We start from the raw sequence: 18,422 nt of genomic DNA on the forward strand, positions 1-18,422 counted from the left end.
TGGACCGTTACAGGTCTGTGCCAAACCATTTGGTCTTGAGGTCCTTCAGCGTGCCATCCTGGTCGAGCTGTGCCAAGGCGTCGTTGATTGCGCTCGTGAGCGCGGGGTTGTCCTTGGAAACAACAATGCCGTACTACTCGCCCGTAGGAATCTCGATGGAGACCTGGCAGTCCGTGAAGGAGTTGTTCACGAGGTACTTCACCACGGGGAGGTCGGCCACGGCCGCGTCGTAGAGGCCGGACTGGACGCCCGTGAGCGCCACGACGGGGTCGTCGAGCGAGACGCAGGTGGCGTTGGGGAGGTTCTCCTGGACCCAGGACTCGCCGGTGGTACCGGCTTGCACGGCCACCTTGGCGTCTGTGGAGTCAAGATCGTCCTGCGTGGTCTTGGTGGCGGCCTTCGTGGTCACGAGGCCCTGATTGGAGTCGAGGTAGGGGTCGGTGAAGTCAATCTCTTCCTTGCGCTCGTCGGTGATCGTGAAATTGGAAACGCCCACGTCGGCCGTACCGCCCTGCTTGATGGTGGGGATGATGGTGTCAAACTTCACGGGCGAGAGGTACACGCTCGTAAGGCCGAGCTTCTCGCCAATGGCCTGCATGAGCTCGACCTCAAAGCCTGCGGGCTCGTTGGCTGAGGTGTCGGTGTAGTCAAGCGGCGGGTTGGCGAGGTCGGACGCGATAGTGAGCTGTCCGTCCTTCACCAGCGTGTAGGTGTCCTGCGATGCTGAAGTTGTTGCGGTGCTGGTGGACGAGCCCGTCGAGGACGAGGCAGAGCCACATCCAGCAAGTGCCGTCGTGCCCATGGCAGCGATGGCGCACGCGAGAAAATCGCGGCGCGTGAGTAGTGATGCGAGCTGCTTCATGAGGTGCTCTTCTCTCTGACGTGAGGGGAACATTACGGCCTTGATACCACCCCTCCGTTGGTGAAGTAGTTTGACCCAACGGCTCCGCGAACGGTTGGTCTCGGTGCTTTCTTAACAAGATTGACAAAGAGCATCCGCTTGTTTTTGCAGATATTTATGCATATCCATCTCGCTGTTAGACCACGATTGACCTGAGAAGGGCCCAATGTTGTCCGGGCCCCCGCCTGCGATGCATGCCGCCAAACAAAGACATCGCAGGACGGAGGCCCGGATGGATTCCATGATGCTGCAGCGCCCGCAGAGGCTGGGGATAGCGGAGGAGCGCGAGCTCCTGGAGAGGCTGAAGGCCCTCATGGCCGGGGAGATGGCGGGGTCCGCGCTCGCAGGGTCTCCGGAGAGGTGCCCGGGATGCGGGTCTTCGGACTCCTTCCGCAAGGGGCGCGACTCCCACGGGCTCCAGAGATGGAAGTGCCGCTCGTGCGGCAGGACCTTCTCGGCGAGGACGGGATCGGTGCTGGCCATGTCGAGGCTCTCCGCGGCCACGTGGGCCGCGTATGCGGAGGGCGCGCTCGCGGGGATGACGCTCGGGTGCTCGCCTCTGCCTGCCACGTCTGCCTCAGGACGTCCTGGTTCATGCGCATGGGGCCCTCCGGGGCGATGGGGTCGGCGCTCCAGCCCTTCGGGGATGGCCCCGCCGCATCGTGCCAGGCGGGCGGCACCCACCTCGACGAGTCGCTCGCGGGCAACAGGGGGAGGCCCGATCTGAAGATGCCGAGGGGGCCCACGCGCACGGCCACGCCGTGCGTTCCCGCGGCGTATCGGGCGAGAAGGCCTGCGTGGAGTGCGCCGCGAACGGCCTCGGAGACGAATGTGCCGTGCTCTGCGGCAGGGGGCGCCCGAGCGATGCGGAGCCGAGGGACGCCCTTGCCGGCGTCGCCGGCAGCCCATGGGTCGCCACGGACGACCATGCGGGATATGCGCGCGTGCTCCCTGCGCTCGGGGTCTCCGGGCACGTGGCGACCGTTGCGAAGGAAGCCACGCACGGCGAGCTCGGGCTCGCCAACGCGATGCGCCAGAGGCCCAGGGAGTTCCTGCTCCCCTTCCATGGGGCGTCGACGAAGTGGCTGGGGCACTATCTCGCCTGCTTCCTGTGGCTCGAGCAGGCGAGGCATTCGGGACGCGACAGGGGGGATATGCTCTCCGGCCAGCTCGCGGGGGGAGGTACGTCCATACGAGACGCGCCCTCGTCGAGATGGAGCAGTCCTTCTGGGACTACTGGGAGGACAGGGGCGCCAGGTCAGTCGTGGTCTAACGGCGAGATGAGTATTCCCAGATCAAGGGCGTCGTGTGGGCACCCCATCCCAGGCAGGCAGGCTTCGAGTCTCTCGGCAACGTGCTCTCCGGCAAGGTGAACCCTTCCGGCAAGGCGTCCGACACGTTCGTCTACGACCTCACGACGGCTCCGTCCTGGAACAACTTCGGCGATTTCCCATATGACAATGTGCAAGGAATTCCAGATCGACTCCGCCCGCGGTGTCAGCTCTCCGCGCTTCGTGAACTACACCGAGGGCATCTATGTCGGCTACCGCTTCTGGGAGATGGCCGCAGACGAGGGCCTTGTCGACTACGACGCAAGCGTGCAATACCCCTTCGGCTATGGCCTCTCCTATACGACCTTCACGCAGGAGATGAGCCCTATCCAGTATACGGATGGCACCGTAAGCTTCACCGTGACAGTCACCAATACCGGCTCTGCTGCGGGCAAGGATGTCGTGGGGGTCTACGGCAACCCGCCCTACACGAACGGTGGCATCGAGAAGGCAAGCGCCAACCTCATTGCCTACGAGAAGACGAAGCTCCTCACACCGGGCGAGAGCCAGACGATACCCATCAGCTTCGATGACGATGACCTCGCATCGTATGATGACAAGAATGCCAAGGCCTATGTACTCGAGGCGGGCAGCTACACCATCTCCATCAACTCCGATTCCCACACCGTCATCTCCGAGCAGACAGTCGACGTACCCGAGACCATCGTGTACAACACGGACGCCAACGCGCACAACGGCGACTTGGTCGCAGCAACGAACGAATTCGACGATGTCAACGGCGGGCTCGGATATCTCTCGAGGGCAGACGGCTTCGCGAATGCCGCAACGGCTCGCGCGGCTCCAACGAACTACAGCATGTTCGACGAGTACAAGGCCACGTACTACAACAACGGTAACTATGACCCGAAGCAGTTCGACGATCCTTCTGATGTCATGCCCACGACGGGCGCGAACAACGGCCTTCGCCTCTATGACCTTCGCGGTCTCGACTACGACGACCCGAAGTGGGACGAGCTTCTCGACGAGCTCACCGTCGACGAGATGAACATCCTCATTGCCAATGGCGGCTATCAAAACGCAGCGGTTGGATCGATTGGAAAGATACGCCTGTCCGATGTCGATGGCCCGGCAGCCCTCAAGGACAACTTCTCCGGTGTGAGCTCCATTGGCCTTCCCTCGAACGTCGCCCTCGCCTGCACCTGGAACAAAGAGCTGGCTCTCAAGTATGGCGAGACGATCGGCGACATGGCCCACGACATGCACGTGACCGACTGGCATGCGCCCTCGATCAACCTACACCGCTCCGCATTCGGCGGCAGGAACTTCGAGTACTTCTCCGAGGATCCCGTCCTTACCGGCACGCTTGCCTCCCAGCAGGCCCAGGGGGCAAAGGAGAGGGGCGTCTATGCCTTCACGAAGCACTTCGCGCCGAACGAGCAGGAGACCCAGCGCAACAGCCAGCTCTGCACATGGGCGAACGAACAGTCCACCAGGGAGCTCTACCTCAAGCCCTTCGAGACGGTCGTGAAGGACGGCCCGACAGGCGCGGCCATCATGGGCTCGTTCAACTACATCGGCAATACCTATTCGAGTGCCAGCTTGAACCTCAATCAGAGTGTCCTGCGCGATGAATGGGGCTTCCAGGGCATGGTGGAGACCGACTACTTCTCCGGCACGAACTATAGCTATCAGAATGCGGACCAGGTCATCCGCGGCGGCACCGACATCATGCTGGCAACGACGGAAACCACGAACTACGTGACCGACTTCAGCGCCACCTCCGTGATCCAGATGCGCCGCACAGCGCACAACATCCTGTTCACGGCGGTGAACAGCTGGCGCTACGAGACGGACCCCTCAGGCGAAGTCGCCGACTGGCTCAAGGTCATGGTCGGTATCGACATTGCGGCCGCCGCAGGCCTTGCGGCTCTGGGGTATGTCGCCTGGCGCAGGTACGGCGAGCGCAAGGCCGCCTGATTCACGCTCGGTGAGGTGGCAGCCCAGCAGGAGTGAAGGAATGCCGCCTCTATAAACGACAAGGAGCTGGTCTCGGCACCACCGGGACCAGCTCCTTCTTGCAGAAGGTCGAGGCCACTCTCCGCATGGTCCGCACAATCGCAATCGCCGCGGCGTCCGCCCAAGCCCCTCAATGAGAAAGGCGCCCGCCGAGTCTCCGGAGTGCGCCTTCAGTCCCACAAGAAACGCTCTCTCGGCTACACCCCACCGTAGTAGTGCACGCGCTCCCAGTCGGTGACGGTGGTGCAGAACTCACCCCATTCGCGGCGCTTGCTCTCTACCAGGTAGCTGAAGATATGCTCGCCCAGCGTCTCACGCATAAGGTCGGACTCCTCGAAACGCTCGACCGCCTCACCCAGAGTGCGCGGCAGGCGCTCGATGCCTTTGGCTGCAAGTTCATGCTGACTCCGCGAGAAGGTATCGACCGTCGCCTCCTCCGGAAGCGGAAGCTCATCCTCAATGCCCTTGAGGCCCGCTGCCAGCGTGACGGCAAGCGCAAGGTAGGGATTGGCCGTGTTGTCGGGACTGCGCAGCTCAACGCGGGTGGCAACGTGCTTGCCGGGCTTGTGCGTAGGCACGCGCACCAACGCGGAGCGGTTCTTGCGGCCCCACGTGGCGTAGTTGGGAACCTCGCCGGAGGTGATGAAGCGCTTGTAGGAGTTCACCGTGGGGTTGGTAACCAGCGTGAACTCGGGCGCATAGTGGAGAAGACCAGCCACGAAGTGCTGCGCAAGCTCGGAGAGGTGCGCGGGGTGCTCGGTCTTGGGCGCCCAGAAGAGGTTCTCTCCGTCATGGTCGAAGAGCGACATGTAGAGGAACAGAGCCGAGCCCGGCGCATCGGAGAGGGGCTTCGGCATAAACGACGCAAAGAGGCCCTCGGCAGCCGCCTCCTGCTTGATGGCTAAGCGAGAGGACATTATGTTGTCGGCGCAACTCACGGCCTCGGTGAAGCGCAGCTCGATGACGTTCTGAGATAGGCCGCCGCCGTGGAAGGAGTACTGCACGGGGACAGACATCTTCTCAAGCGTGAGCGTTGTCTGGCGACGCAGGTCATTGGCAACGTCGGTCGGCGTGAGGTCGAAGTATCCGGCCTTGTCCAGCGGCACAGGCTCCACATCGTTGTCGAAGTAGAAGTACTCGATCTTGGGGCCTACGTTAAAGACGTAGCCCTCGTGGTCCGCACGCTCGAAGACGCGCTCGAGGCAACCGCGCGAGTCGCCAGCGAAAGGCTCGCGGGAGGGCGTGCAGATGTTGCAGAACACGCGCGCGACGCCACTCTCGGTGGGACGCCAAGGCAAAAGCTGAAAGGTTTCCGCATCGGGGAATGCCAGCATGTCCGACTCCTCGAGACGAGCAAAGCCGTCAATCGACGAGCCGTCAAAGCCGATGCCCTCCTCGAAGGCCTCCTCAAGCTCCTCGGGCGAGATTGCGAACGACTTCAGCGTGCCCAGCACGTCTGTGAACCACAGGCGAACAAAGCGGATGTCACGCTCCTCGACGGTACGCAGAACGAAATCGATGTCCTTGTCGGTGCTCATGGGTCTCCTCCCGATTGTTCGGGCGTTGCTACGTTCGCTTAGTCGGGATAACGTTCCCACAAGCGTGTTTCATGCCTGTTACCTCCGGCCAGCCGCATCGAATTATGACGTGGGGGGCACGTTGGGACAACCGTCGACCCTTAAGGGAGTGCGTCTAGGGCTTGGCGGACGACTGCCCGCTACCGAAGGCCTCGTTCGCACGACGAAGCATGTCGTCGGCGGCCTTGCAGCGGCCTCCCCCATTGCGAGCAGAGCAACCCGTCTCTCCACAGGTAGAGCAGCCATCCGCCTTCCCGCTTACAACGGCGCGCACACACAGAACCGTCACGGCTACGACGGCAAGAACGATGATGACATCGATGGGGCTCATGGCGACCTCCCACCACAGCAGTTTTAAGTTAACATATGTCAACTATACCCATTTGCGTCATACTATGTATGGATGTGCGAAAGCGCACGCAAAGCCCAGGAGAAGGGAAACCCCCATGGCCGACGATCAGAACATGCACCTTGTCATTATTCGTCACGGCGAGTCCGAGTGGAACAAACTCAACCTCTTCACCGGTTGGACCGACGTCGACCTTACCGACACCGGTCGCACCGAGGCTGCTGCCGGTGGCAAGGCGTTGAAGGAGCAGGGCTTCGACTTCGACGTTTGCTACACGTCCCTCCTCAAGCGTGCCATCCACACGCTGAATATCGTCCTCGACGAGATGGACCGCGCATGGCTGCCCGTCCACAAGACCTGGCGCCTCAACGAGCGTCACTATGGTGCCCTCCAGGGCCTCAACAAGGCCGACGCCGCTGCCGAGCACGGCGAGGAGCAGGTTCTCGTCTGGCGTCGTTCCTTTGATGTCCAGCCGCCCGCGCTCACGCCCGGCGACGAGCGCGACCCCCACGTCCAGGCCATGTTCCGCGACGTGCCGCAGGAGGACCTCCCCTACACCGAGTGCCTGAAGGACACCATCGCCCGCGCATGGCCGTACTTCGAGCAGGAGATCAAGCCGCAGCTCGAGGGCGGCAAGCGTGCCCTCATTGCCGCGCATGGCAACTCCCTGCGCGCCCTTGTGATGCAGCTCGAGCACCTCACCCCCGAGGAGATCCTCAAGGTCAACATCCCCACCGGTGTCCCCTGCTCCTATACCTTCGACAGGGGCTGGAACATCCTCGACAAGCACTACATCGGCGACCCCGCCACCATCGAGGCCAAGATCAACGCCGTCGCCAACCAGGGCAAGGCCAAGAAGTAGGCTTCGCTGTCGCTACAGCAGTGCAGTTGTCCTCCGGCGGCTCGCACCGCCGGGGGACTTTTTTGTGCGAGCAGGCATGACGCGCTCCGCAACCCTGAGCTGCCTCCCGTTTCTCGGACATAAAAAATGGGAGGCCTCTGCATGGCTGACAGGACACCTTGCGATGCGGAGACCAGGCTGCGAGCCTCGGTCCCCTTCGATGGTGGTGCGGGCTACAAGGCGGCAGCCAACGTGTTGGGTGTCCCCCGGAAGGCCGTGAGGGAATGGCTCGGCGCTTACCGGCCCTTCGGGGTCGATGGGTTGGTGGCCATGGGATCGGCGCACGCGAGCCATCCGTTCGAGGCCAGAGTGGCGAGGGCATGACAGGGGTGGGGGCAACGGCGAGGTTCGGGGTCGCCTCGCTGGCGCCTCCCAAGAACTGGACAAGGGCCCACCGGGAGGGCGGCGGGGAGGCGCTCCGGCCGAAGCGCAGGGAGGGGGCCGCCCGGGTCGGCGCGACCACGGCCCAGGGCGACGTGAGGGCCCGGGCGTCAGGTCCAGGGACCCGAGGCAGAGGTCTTCTACCTAAAAAGATCGATGGCCCTGAAAGACGGGGGGGGAGCGTCCCCGGACCGCGAGAGGGCGGTCATCGTGCGCGGGCCTTCGGGGCGGCACCGCCTCCCCGGCCTGCCCGAGTGCGCCAGGCTCGCAAGGTCGAGCTACTGCTGCGCACTGTCGCATCCGAAGCCCCCCGCCAGGCCCGGACCGTGGGACGAGTTGGTCGAGATGTTCTCGAGGGCCGCAAGCGGCTGCGTGATCCGGCGCGGGACCGACTGCCACAGGCACAGCTCGCTCGGGGGCGTGTCGGGCAGGGACCTCTCCGCGGACGGCCCGTGGCAGAGGCTCGGCGTGCAGCTTGGCGATCTCGTCAGGCTCCTCGGCGCTAAGGTGCTTGTAGTGGCGCATTTCCCCTCGGCTTCCGACGTTGACCCAGACGACCGGCATCGTAGCCCCCGGAGGTGCGCCACGCTCGTCGCCTGGCGCTATGCTGTTGCACTCAGAATGCCAATCCGCCACCTTTAAAGGGCCAAGCTTTCGAGCAACTGATGGAAGCTGACTCGAAGAGTTTCTGCGGCCCTTGTCGCCATAGTTTTCGACGAGCTTGCGAAAGCCCAGCCAGAGAGCCGTCTGTAGACGTACCCCCGCCCGGGCTACTCGCCGTGCGCGGCTAGCCACTCGGAGGACTACTGGGCCATGTAGCAGTCCCCGCCGTTCTCGGCGACGAACCCGTAACGATTGCGCGCGGTCACGATGTCACCGCGCGCCTCCGCGAGCATGCCGCGGCAGCGCTCCATGCTCACCTTCTGTTGACGCGTGACGCTGAGGGCGTCCATCGTCCCCAGATGCGCCCACCCGAGCAGAGAGCGGTCAGGCGTCCGCGGGCGTTCGCCAGAGCGTCCCCGTCACTGCGATGCCTGGCCACGACCGTGCGCACATTGCATGCTGAAAGCCCGTTGGACATGCTCAGCTTGGGATAGGACTCCACCTTGTCTACCCATTGGGGGGCGATGTCGTCATAGCCGAGCTGCACCGAGCACATGGCGTAGAGCACCCCGTAGGTCGGCTCCTCGCGACGCCTTTTGCGCTTCTCCATCAGAAGGGACGTCGCCTCGAGCATCTTTCGTACGTTGCAGTCGGCGGACAGGATGCACAAGAACCTGTTGAAGTTGCGCCTGTTGAGGGCAACTGCGGCGAACGAAACGCACAGGCACACCGCCGCGTACACGACGAGGCCCTCGATGCTTGGTCCTTGGACGGTAATGAGGGCCGCACAGACGGCCAGCGCGACGACGACGCCGAGCACGATGCAGCAGTGCCTGTCGAGGAGCCCCCGCACGGCTTCCTGCGCGCTCGCGTCTGCATAGGGAGATTTGACACGAGGGGCTTCGGGGCCGGGGCATGTCGGCATGGCACTGTTCTCCTTTCGGGGCGATGGGTGAAACCTGGGCTGCGGGCGTCGCAGGCGTCTTTGACCGTCCGCCTGCCCGTGCTGGCGAAGCATACGGGCACCGTTTGTCACCGCGCCCAACGAGGCCCATCATATCACCTTCCTCCAAGCGCCTTGCGAGCGCCCCGGGGCGTTGTGGGGCATGCGCAGGGGCATACCGAGGACATGCTGCTCGGGGCGGGACGGGCTGAGCCGAGGCGGTAATATCCCAATGGTTCCACCAGTTTGCCCCGTTTGCCACCCGAGGGTGGCAAACGGCCAGAACCTCGCCTTGCGAGAGGAATCGGTGGTTTCCTTGAGATGTCAAGAAAGTGTCATACGGCAGGTAGACAGCGGGAGGCATCATGCGGGCTGCTGGTATCGAGACCGGGGGAACGAGAAGGGCACGCATCTGCTTCGGGCCCATTAGATCGGAGATCCTCAAGGCGAGGTCCTATCCCCCGATGACGGTGGCCGCCCTCGCCATCGTGGCGTTCTCGGTCATCTCGAGCGCGTACCTCACCTACATGGCCTGGTCGAAGCCTGACGAGGCGGCGGGCCTCGTGCCGTCTGCGGCCTACCAGCTCGCGCTCCCCGTGCAGCAGGTGGGCTTCGCCCTCATGGGCGCGCTCGTGCTCTACATGGACGAGGCGCAGGGCATGGCCCCGGCGCTCCTCGCCGTCCCGGATCGGGGCAGGCTGCTCGCCGCCAAGGTCGCGACCTCGGCTGGTCTGTCTGCCGCCGTGGCCTCGCTCACCGCCGCCGCAGCGTACGGAACGCACGCCATGGTCCTCGCCCTGGTCGGAGATGGGGCGGACGCGGGTGCCGGCGAAATCGTGCGTGTGGGCGTGCTCGTCGCCTGGTGGACGGCCCTCTCGGTGCTCGTGACCTCCCTTTCCCTGCTCACGCGCAGGTCCATGCCGGTCTTGGTGCTCGCGCTGGCGATGATGCTCGCGCTCTCGTCCGTGCTCCGGGGCATCACGCCTGCTGCGACGTGGCTTCCCGACCAGCTCGCGCTCTGCCTCTACCAGGTCCCGCCGCCTTCAGGCGGCATCGGCATGCCCTCGGCGCTCGCCGGGCTGGCCTGCTGGCTCGCCACCGCCTACGCAGGTGCGTGGGCATCGCTCGCAAGGTGGGGCGTGTGAGCAGCCGGAGAGGGTGCCTGTACGGCGTTCGAGATGGGTGGAAGCCTCCCGGAATGAGGCAAGATTGCATGGAGGAGCGCATGATTGAGATAGATTCTCTTGAAAAGACCTACGGGACGTGCAGAGCCTTGGACGGCCTCACGTTCTCCGCCGGCCCGGGCCGCGTCACGGCGTTGCTCGGCCCGAACGGCGCGGGCAAGACCACGGCCCTGCGCATACTCCTCGGACTCGACGGGGCCGATGCCGGCACCGCGCTTGTCGACGGCACGCGCTACCGCGACTTCCCAGAGCCGCTGCGGGTGGTCGGGGCGCTCCTCGACGGCTCGGGGGCAGCGGGCTTCCGCACGCCACGTACGCACCTTTCTTGGATGGCCGCGAGCAACGGGATCACGCGCTCGCGCATCGACGAGGTCATCGGCACGGTCGGACTCGCCCCGGCTGCCAACAGGCGCATCTCGGGGTTCTCGCTGGGCATGAGGCAGCGCCTCGGCATGGCAGCGGCCCTGCTCGGGGACCCGGCGACGGTGATACTCGACGAGCCGACGAACGGCCTCGACGCCGAGGGCATCGTCTGGATGCGCTGCATGGTGCGGGGCCTCGCGGAAGAGGGGCGCACCGTGCTCGTGACGAGCCACCTCCTGCACGAGGTCCAGGAGACGGCCGACGACCTCGTCGTCATGGCTGCCGGACGGGTCGTCCGGCAGGGAGCGCTGGACGACCTGGTCGAGGACGCATCGGACCTCGAGGAGGCGTACTTCTCCTGGACGCACGGGCGCGAGCAGTATGCCGCACACGGGGAGGTGGAGCGATGAGGCTCGCGAGGTGCTTTCGCGCGGAGTGCCTGAAACTCCTCACGCGTCCGTCACTCCCCCTCACCGTAGCGGGTGTGCTCGCCGCCGGCATAGCCCTCGCTTGGCTCGAGACTCCGGCGGTCCTGCAGGTGATGCTGTCGGGTGACCCGGGTCTCGCACCGGGAGTGGATTTCGAGAACATGGGCTTCGACATGGTGTCCGCCTGCCAGCTGGGCATGGTCGTCGTGGGGGCGATGGCGGCGTCGGGCGAGTACGAGGGAAGCAGTCTGAGGGCGAGCCTCCTCGCCATGCCGAGCAGGACGGTGCTTTTCGCGGCGCAGGCTGCCGCGCTGGCGCTCTTCTGCCTCGTGGCGGCCACGGTCTCGGTGGTGGCCATCTCGTTGACGGCGCAGCTGCGGCTCGGGGGCTATTCGGTGCTCGGCTCCGGGCTCTCGTCCGATCTGGCGCGCGACTGGGCGGGCGCGGTTCTCTTCTGGGTGGCAAGTGCGCTGATCTCGTTCTCCCTCACGCACGTCTTCCGCAGCGTCGTGGTTCCCCTGTTCGCGATGGTGTGCTTGTCGCTCTCGACCTACGCGGCCCTGTCGCTCACCGCGCTTGCGCGGTTTTTTGCCCACCACGGCTGGCGTGCTCCTCTTCGATCCCCTCTCGATAACCGTCTCCTATCCCGATGCGGCCATGTCGAGGCCGCAGGCGGCCTTGGTGGTAGCGGTGTGGGCCCTCGTCGTGGGCTGCCTTGCCGCCGTGCTGTTCGCGCGGCGTCCGAGCAGGTGAGGGTGGAGAGGGCATGCGGTATCATGCGGGCATGGGACAGCCTCACGTCTGGGAAGGAGGCCGGAGATGAGCGAAGAGAGAAGTCCGTCGTCTGCGGGAGAGCGGCATTCCGCACCATCGCGAGGCTCCGCACGCGCCTCCGCCCTCATCGCGGCGCTTGCCCTCGTCGAGGGGTTCTCCCTGCTCGTTGTGAGCGCCCCCGACCAGCAGGGGCCTGCTTCCGCCAACACTCCCTTTGCCTTCTTGGGTGTGGTTTCGTTCGCCGCCCTCGTGGGACTTGCCTTGTGGCTCGCCCACGATGCGGCCCGATCGCGGCGGGCTGCCTTGTCGGCGGAGGAGCGTTCCGAGGAGGCGGGCAGACGCCAGCGCGGGGCGGAGACGCGTGCGCAGATCGCGGGAGAGCTCCACGACAGCGTGGGTCACGACCTCACGGCCATCATCGCGCTCACCGAAGGCGTCGGCCAGGCGCGGCAGGCCGACGCCGATGTCGTCCGGGTGCTCCGGCGCGTGAACGAGCTCGCACGCGCCGGGCTCGAGGACACAAGGCGCGCGGTCGCCAGCCTCGAGGCGGCCGAGATGGGTCGCGAGGCCCCGGGGCTCTCCCCGTCGGACGAGCGCTCGTGGGGCCAGATCTCATCGCTGCTCGGCGAGGCGCGCATGGCCGGCAGGGCGGCTCCCTGCTCGGAGCTGGGGGCGCGTCCCGACGACCCGCGTCAGGCCGAGCTTGCGTACCGCGTGGTGCGGGAGGGCGTCACCAACGCCCTGTGCCATGCCGAACATGCCGGCTGCATCGCCGTCTCTCTCGAGCACGCCCCGGACGGCTCGTGCCGTGTCGCGGTGCGCGACGACGGCGAGGGCGCCTCCGCCGATACGGGCGGCGGCACGGGGCTGCGCCGCCTGGCGGATCAAGTCGAGAGCGCTGGCGGGACCATCGGCTGGGGGGCCGACGAGGGAGGATGGTCCCTCGAGGCGGCCCTCCCGCCGTCAGGCCAAGGGGTCGCGCGATGATCCGCGTGATGCTCGTGGACGACCAGAAGGACGTGCGTGACGGGCTTTCCCTCATGCTGTCACACGATCCCTCGGTCAGGGTCGTCGCGTGCTGCGCGAACGGCGCGGAGGCGCTCGAAGCGCTGCGAGCGCTCGACGCCGCCGCTGGCGCGCTTCCCAACGTGGCGCTCATGGACGTGCGCATGCCCATCATGGACGGCATCGACGCCACGCGCCGCATCCACCGCGTCTGGCCGAATGTCGGGGTGCTCATTCTCACGACGTACGATCAGGACGATTACGCGCTCGGCGCCCTCGCGGTCGGAGCCTCGGGATTCCTGCTCAAGGACGCGCCCGCACGTGCGATCGTCGATGCGGTCCATGCCGTGTGCGCGGGAGACGCGGTACTCACGCCGCGCGTGACCAAGGAGGTGATCACCCGTGCCATCCCGGAGGCCGCGGGCTCTCGCGGCGCCGACATGTTCTCGCGGCTGCCGCCGCGCGAGCTGGAGGTTGCCTCGCTCGTCGCCGAGGGCCTCTCCAACGCGGAAATCGCCGCACGCATGTCCATAGAGCCGACGTCGGTCAAGCGCTCCGTCTCCCGCATCATCTCCAAGCTCGGCCTCGGCAGCCGCGTCCAAGTCGCGGTCGCGTGGTGGCGCTCCGGGCGGCGGTGATTCCGCGGGGCGTGCTCACTTCAGTGCTGGCCGCTGCGCGGAAAGGCGGAACATGGGACAGGACTGGCCTGCCAATTTCGCGTCAGAATACTCCTTCTCTCAACATGGGCTTTCCTAGGCTGTTCGAAAACCTCACGCGTCCTTTTGGGATTGCAAGCTCCACTGAGCGCTTGCGGACTGCAGCGCATGCATGCGGGCGAACACGCCGCCCTCGCGCGCGAGCAGCTCGCCGGGCGCGCCTTCCTCGATGACCGAGCCGTCCGAGAGCACGACGATTTTGTCGGCGTCCTCTACGGTGCGCATGCGATGGGCGACCACAAGCACGGTCTTGCCTGTCAGCAAGCGCGAGAGGGCACCCTGCACCTTTGTCTCGTTCTCAACGTCTAGGCTGGCCGTCGCCTCGTCGAGCAACACGATGGGCGCGTCCTTCAGCAGCGCACGCGCAATCGAGATGCGCTGGCGCTCGCCGCCCGAGAGCTTCGCGCCGTTCTCGCCGATGGGTGTGCCGTAGCCGGCAGGCAGCTTGTCCACGAACTCGTCGCAGTTGGCCGCCGCAGCCGCCGCAAGCACTTCCGCGTCGGTGGCACCGTGCTTGCCGAGACGGATGTTCTCCATAACCGTGTCGTCGAACAGCGTGACGTCCTGGAACACCATCGAGTAGTCACCCAGCAGCACCTCGGGGTCGACTGTCGCGATGTTCACGCCGCCCACCTCGATGGCACCTTCTGTGGCATCCCACAGGCGCGCCGCCAGGCGCGCGCATGTGCTCTTGCCCGAGCCGCTGGGGCCCACGAGTGCGGTCACCTGGCCTTCCTTCGCGGTAAAGCTCACGGCCTTGAGCACCTGCTCGTTGTCGTAGGCGAAACCCACGTTCTTGAACACGATGTCGTGGCCTGCGGGCTCAAACGTCATCACGCCCTCGGCCGTTGGCGTGTCATAGATTTGCATGAGCCTATCGGCAGAAACCTGTGAGAGGAACACCTCCGCAATCAGGGCCAGGCTCTGGTCGAAGGGTGCGTAGACGCGTGTGATGACCAGCAGGAACAGGAACAGCGTCATGAAGTCGACCTGGCCGGACACGATCAGGTTCGCCCCCACCAGGATGGTCGTGGCAACGCCCAGCCTCATGATCACGCTCGCACCGTTCACGAACAGGCCTGTCGCCAGCTCGCCCCTGATCATCGTGCGCTCGTGCGCGTCGATCCTGGCGTTCAGCGCATCAAGGAAGCGCTGCTCCTGGTTTGTGGCGCGAATCTCGCGGATGTTCTCGAGCGCCTCCTGGATTCCATCGGAGACCTCCAGGGCCGCCGCCTTGGTGCGTTCGGCATTGCGCTCGGCCATCTTCCGGCTGCCGAACAGTAGCGCGAAGGCCACGGGCACTCCCCACAGGCACGCGATGGCCAGCCGCCAGTCCATCGCGAGTAGCACGACGGCGATGATGGCGGTGGAGACGTAGCTGCCGTAGAGGTAGCCCAGCACATGGGACCACACGTGCTCCATGCGGTTCACGTCGCCCATGACCGTCTCGGTGAGGTCGGCCAGGTCACGCCTGCCGAAGAAACTCAAGGGCAGCCTGCGCAGCCGTTCGGCCAACCCGACGCGCATGGCCTTCACCTCCTCGTAGACCAGACCGTACGTCGCCCGGTACTGCTGGTAGTGCGTGATGAAGCTAAGAACGAGGAACGCGAGGGTACCGAGGAGGAACAGGGGGATGCCTGGTAGGGGACTCCCGTCTATGAGCGTGTCCATGAACCGCATCATGAGCAGGTAGAGGATTCCCATGCCGCCCACGACCACCAAGTTCACAATCACGGTCCACAGCGTCCCCTTCTTCACGGTGGTCACGCCCTCGTCCGATAGCGCGAACTTGCGCTGGAACCTCTTGTCGAACAGCATGTTTAAACCTCTCCATCGGTCGAGACCTGCCATTGGACGGCCTTGTTGTAGTCGGCCCACATGCGAGCGTACAGACCGCCCGCAGCAACCAGCTCATCGTGCGTGCCCTCTTCGGCTACGGAGCCGTCGTCGAGCACGACGATCTTGTCGGCGCCCACCACCGTGGGCAGCCGATGCGCAATCATGACGACGGTGCGGCCTCGCATCAGCGCGGCGAAGGCCTTCTGTATGAGCACCTCGCTCTCGGGGTCGGCAAAGGCGGTCGCCTCGTCGAGTACCACGATGGGCGCGTCCTTCAATATGGTGCGGGCCAGGGCGACGCGCTGCTGCTCGCCGCCGGAAAGGTAGGTACCTCCCGTTCCAATCTTCGCGTCGATGCCCTGTGGCAGCTTCGCGATGATGCCCTCGCATTGCGCTGCAGCGAGAGCCGCCTCGACCTCTTCGCGCGTGGCCTCGGGGCGCGCCGCACGGACGTTCTCCAAGATCGACGTCTTGAACAGCCGGTTATCTTGGAACACGAAGGCCACCTGATCCATGAGCACGTGTGGGTCGACCTTGCGCACGTCGACGCCGCCCACCTCCACGGTGCCACTGGTCACGTCCCAGAAGCGTGGAATCAGGCTCGCGGCAGTGGTCTTGCCGCCGCCGCTGGGTCCGACGAGGGCCACGGTCTGTCCCGGCTCAACCGTAAACGAGACGTGGTCGAGGGCTGGCTCTGACGCACCTTCGTAGGTGAAGCTCACATCCTTGAATGCGATACCGTTCCCCTGCGGCATGTCGGGGCTTTGCGCAACGTCGAGAACCGGCGCGTCCATCACGGGCCGGATGCGATCGAGCGCCGTGCTGGCGAGCATCATGCCACCCGCTGCGAACATGATCTTTGCCAGTGCCGTCGAGATTATGGCGGAGAACACCGCGTAGAAGGCGAAGTTCGTCACAAAGCCCGCAAGGTCGCCCGAGGCGAGTGCCTTCGGCGCCAGGAGTAGGGCAACGGGCACCAGGAAGGCGAACGCCCCCTCGGTGAAGGTGAGGTTGACCGATTGGGGAATCCGACAGATGGAGCCCTGATAGTACCCCGCCTTCGCGCTGTAGTCGTCGATGGCCTCCTTGAAAGCCCTGAAGGAGTTCACCGTCTGCTGGAACACCTTCACCACGGGGATGCCACGCACGTATTCCGTGCCCGCCTTGCTCATGCGGTCCTGCGATGCCTGGTATTCCGCTATGAGCTCGGCGTTCTTGCCGCCCATCATGGAGAACATCGCGGCAACGGAGATGACGGCGGCGAGGAGGCATGCGACGCCCATACGCCAGTCGAACACGAACATGAGCACGAGCATGGCAACGAACATCGTCACGGTACCCACGATGTCGGCCAGGTTGTGCGCGAGCAGCGTCTCGGTCTCGGCGGAAGCGCCGTCCAGACGGTTGCGTATCAGCCCGCTCGCATTGCTGTCGAAGTAGCCGAGCGGCGCCTCCATCAGATGTGCCATGCCCTGCTTGCGGATGTTGGAGGCCGTGCGGAACGCCGCCAGGTGCGTGCACATGAGCGCACCGAAGTATACGACGATGCCCGCAACCGCGAAGGCGAACGCCACCCAGCCGTACCCGGCGATGGCACCTGCCGAGCCCCAGTCGGGCGCAACGGCCACCAGATCGCGTACCACCAGCCAAATGCAGATGTAGGGAACCATCCCTGCGGCCATGGCGATGGCGGAAAGCGTGAGTCCCAAAAAGGTTAGGCCTCGTCGCTCGCCGGCATAGCCGAGGAGGGCGGACAGGTCCCCTTGTCTCTTCTTTGCCATAGGAGTCCCTTCATAAGTTAGTTCTATCTAACTTATATGATAGAACATCTTGGAAACAGGCGCAAAAATGGTCACGGCGCCAGCATCACCCGAGGCCTCACTTTATACAGCGTCTTGAGATGGTGCTTGGGGTTTGCATGGCAGACTCCATCCTTGTCGATGTAGGGGCTCTCAAACGGATGGTCGATGTCCCCCGATTGGGAAGTGGGGTCGTTAAGGAGCCGCTCGATGGGGTCGAGTACACGCTCGCCCAAAAGAAGGTCGGATGGCGCATCCCTGCCATACGTTTCTGCAAGCTGCCGCACACGGGCTCGGACTTTCTCCCTTACGGAGAGCGGACTCACGACAGCCCCACCGGAGACGTCCGCCGAAGCTCCTTGTATGGATGGTTCGATCTGAGTGCTCAACCAGAAGGATGGACGCTGATGAGCAAGTGCAAATCTACGAAAGACGCGTACGAAGAAGTCGTCCCCACCTCCGGCAGGAAGGTCATCCTCTCGCGCAAGGGGTTTGACAGCAACGCAGGAGGCGTAGCCAGCCCGATATTCTTTGAGGACACAAGCGACCTCTCGGGCACGCTTCTCTCGCGCCCCATTCCAGACAGCGATGCCCGAGACTCGTACGCCGAGCTCGAATACGACGGAATGGGGTATGACCAGATTCTCTCGTCTCTCAAAGCCAAGGGCAAGACGCCCAAGTGCCACGTCGACCCCGATATTCGCGAGGGAGAACGCCGGGAGCGGACTCAAGGATGGAAACCCGCGTTTGGGCAGACGGGAAAGGCGCAAAAACAGCTTTATAACGCTGGCGTCACGAAGGGAGACCTCTTCCTGTTCTTTGGGTGGTTCAGGGGCGCTGCACGAACCAGGGACGGAACCCTGCGATACATGAGCAAGGGTCGCGACTTTCGCAGCAGCAACCTCGACGACTGGTATCGCCACTCTGACCTCCAGGTCGTATGGGGTTACATGGAAATCGGCAGCATCCTCACCGATCCCAGGGAGATACGCCAGTACTACTGGCATCCGCACGCACAGCCTGGCAAACTCGACAACAGCAACAACACTCTATACATCCCCACCCAACGGCTGAGCTTTGCCCCCGAACTCCCTGGCTACGGAATCCTTGACTTTTCCAAGGATCGCGTACTGACAAAGAAGGGCATGACGAGAAGCAGATGGATCCCCCATCCCTTCCTCATGCCAGAGCATGTGGGCGGAAATCGGAAGAACGGCTCCCGCCCCAAGGCAGGGCAGGGCGCAGGGGATGCGCTTGTATACGGCGGACAGTGGCAAGAGCTCGTCTGCTACGAGTCCGACGGCCTTCTCGAATGGGCTAGATTACTGATCTGCGGCCAGCAGTAGGAAAC

19 protein-coding genes are annotated in these 18,422 nt (G+C 64.6%); 11 read left to right on the forward strand and 8 right to left on the reverse strand.

Annotation, left to right across the window (positions count from 1 at the left end; genetic code table 11):
- Positions 1-7: 7 nt before the first annotated feature.
- Positions 8-127 (reverse strand): transporter substrate-binding domain-containing protein, encoded by a 120-nt coding sequence (locus E0E00_RS15245; RefSeq protein WP_371683373.1) that lies wholly within the window; start codon positions 125-127, stop codon positions 8-10.
- A gap of 6 nt (positions 128-133) precedes the next feature.
- Complete coding sequence (locus tag E0E00_RS00820) at positions 134-862, reverse strand: ABC transporter substrate-binding protein (RefSeq protein ID WP_371683358.1); 729 nt, start codon at positions 860-862, stop codon at positions 134-136.
- A 271-nt stretch (positions 863-1,133) separates the two neighbouring features.
- Between E0E00_RS00820 and E0E00_RS00825 the strand changes: the two genes are divergently transcribed.
- Together E0E00_RS00825 and E0E00_RS00830 are read left to right on the forward strand one after the other, a co-directional pair.
- Positions 1,134-1,628: an IS1 family transposase gene (locus tag E0E00_RS00825; RefSeq protein ID WP_130810522.1), complete on the forward strand. Its 495-nt coding sequence runs from the start codon at positions 1,134-1,136 to the stop codon at positions 1,626-1,628.
- Positions 1,629-2,355: 727 nt separating this feature from the next.
- The gene (locus E0E00_RS00830) at positions 2,356-4,170 is read left to right on the forward strand and encodes a glycoside hydrolase family 3 N-terminal domain-containing protein (protein ID WP_207302595.1); all 1,815 of its coding nucleotides are present in this window, start codon (positions 2,356-2,358) and stop codon (positions 4,168-4,170) included.
- A 236-nt stretch (positions 4,171-4,406) separates the two neighbouring features.
- Here the strand turns inward: E0E00_RS00830 and E0E00_RS00835 are convergent, their stop codons facing one another.
- Complete coding sequence (locus E0E00_RS00835) at positions 4,407-5,747, reverse strand: glutamine synthetase family protein (protein WP_130810524.1); 1,341 nt, start codon at positions 5,745-5,747, stop codon at positions 4,407-4,409.
- 154 nt (positions 5,748-5,901) lie between these two features.
- Positions 5,902-6,117: a FeoB-associated Cys-rich membrane protein gene (locus E0E00_RS00840; protein ID WP_130810526.1), complete on the reverse strand. Its 216-nt coding sequence runs from the start codon at positions 6,115-6,117 to the stop codon at positions 5,902-5,904.
- 115 nt (positions 6,118-6,232) lie between these two features.
- Between E0E00_RS00840 and gpmA the strand changes: the two genes are divergently transcribed.
- The 3 genes from gpmA (at position 6,233) to E0E00_RS00855 (ending at position 8,059) form a co-directional block, all read left to right on the forward strand.
- On the forward strand, positions 6,233-6,997 hold the full coding sequence (gpmA, locus tag E0E00_RS00845) for a 2,3-diphosphoglycerate-dependent phosphoglycerate mutase (RefSeq protein WP_130810529.1): 765 nt from the start codon (positions 6,233-6,235) through the stop codon (positions 6,995-6,997).
- Positions 6,998-7,138: 141 nt separating this feature from the next.
- Positions 7,139-7,360, forward strand: a complete 222-nt coding sequence (locus E0E00_RS00850; protein WP_130810531.1) for a helix-turn-helix domain-containing protein — start codon at positions 7,139-7,141, stop codon at positions 7,358-7,360.
- A 213-nt stretch (positions 7,361-7,573) separates the two neighbouring features.
- Entirely contained in the window at positions 7,574-8,059 is a 486-nt protein-coding gene (locus E0E00_RS00855; RefSeq protein ID WP_130810533.1) for a hypothetical protein, read from the forward strand.
- Between the two features lie 274 nt (positions 8,060-8,333).
- On the opposite strand, the gene E0E00_RS00860 is transcribed toward E0E00_RS00855, so the two are convergent.
- Positions 8,334-8,945, reverse strand: a complete 612-nt coding sequence (locus tag E0E00_RS00860; RefSeq protein WP_130810535.1) for a hypothetical protein — start codon at positions 8,943-8,945, stop codon at positions 8,334-8,336.
- Positions 8,946-9,328: 383 nt separating this feature from the next.
- Here E0E00_RS00860 and E0E00_RS00865 point away from each other — a divergent pair, with 383 nt between their 5' ends.
- The 5 genes from E0E00_RS00865 (at position 9,329) to E0E00_RS00880 (ending at position 13,355) form a co-directional block, all read left to right on the forward strand.
- A complete protein-coding gene (locus E0E00_RS00865; RefSeq protein WP_130810537.1) occupies positions 9,329-10,108 on the forward strand; it encodes an ABC transporter permease in 780 nt (259 codons plus the stop codon).
- Between the two features lie 80 nt (positions 10,109-10,188).
- Positions 10,189-10,920, forward strand: a complete 732-nt coding sequence (locus E0E00_RS00870) for an ABC transporter ATP-binding protein (RefSeq protein ID WP_130810539.1) — start codon at positions 10,189-10,191, stop codon at positions 10,918-10,920.
- A 606-nt stretch (positions 10,921-11,526) separates the two neighbouring features.
- Complete coding sequence (locus E0E00_RS14215; protein ID WP_165443480.1) at positions 11,527-11,691, forward strand: hypothetical protein; 165 nt, start codon at positions 11,527-11,529, stop codon at positions 11,689-11,691.
- A 66-nt stretch (positions 11,692-11,757) separates the two neighbouring features.
- Positions 11,758-12,699 carry a sensor histidine kinase gene (locus tag E0E00_RS00875; RefSeq protein ID WP_130810541.1) on the forward strand — a complete coding sequence of 314 codons (942 nt, stop codon included), beginning with the start codon at positions 11,758-11,760 and terminating at the stop codon, positions 12,697-12,699.
- Positions 12,696-13,355, forward strand: a complete 660-nt coding sequence (locus tag E0E00_RS00880; protein WP_130810544.1) for a response regulator transcription factor — start codon at positions 12,696-12,698, stop codon at positions 13,353-13,355. Before E0E00_RS00875 ends, E0E00_RS00880 begins: the two co-directional genes overlap by 4 nt.
- 132 nt (positions 13,356-13,487) lie before the next feature.
- Here E0E00_RS00880 and E0E00_RS00885 read toward each other — a convergent pair whose 3' ends face one another.
- The 3 genes from E0E00_RS00885 to E0E00_RS00895 all read right to left on the reverse strand — a co-directional run bounded on the left by E0E00_RS00885 (position 13,488) and on the right by E0E00_RS00895 (position 17,358).
- The gene (locus tag E0E00_RS00885) at positions 13,488-15,251 is read right to left on the reverse strand and encodes an ABC transporter ATP-binding protein (RefSeq protein WP_130810546.1); all 1,764 of its coding nucleotides are present in this window, start codon (positions 15,249-15,251) and stop codon (positions 13,488-13,490) included.
- Positions 15,252-15,253: 2 nt separating this feature from the next.
- Entirely contained in the window at positions 15,254-17,053 is a 1,800-nt protein-coding gene (locus tag E0E00_RS00890) for an ABC transporter ATP-binding protein (protein ID WP_130810548.1), read from the reverse strand.
- A 71-nt stretch (positions 17,054-17,124) separates the two neighbouring features.
- A complete protein-coding gene (locus E0E00_RS00895) occupies positions 17,125-17,358 on the reverse strand; it encodes a hypothetical protein (RefSeq protein WP_130810550.1) in 234 nt (77 codons plus the stop codon).
- Between the two features lie 120 nt (positions 17,359-17,478).
- Here E0E00_RS00895 and E0E00_RS00900 point away from each other — a divergent pair, with 120 nt between their 5' ends.
- Positions 17,479-18,417, forward strand: a complete 939-nt coding sequence (locus E0E00_RS00900; RefSeq protein WP_130810552.1) for a hypothetical protein — start codon at positions 17,479-17,481, stop codon at positions 18,415-18,417.
- Positions 18,418-18,422 lie beyond the last annotated feature (5 nt).

The organism is Olsenella sp. Marseille-P4559 (assembly GCF_900605015.1).
Classification (GTDB): domain Bacteria; phylum Actinomycetota; class Coriobacteriia; order Coriobacteriales; family Atopobiaceae; genus Tractidigestivibacter.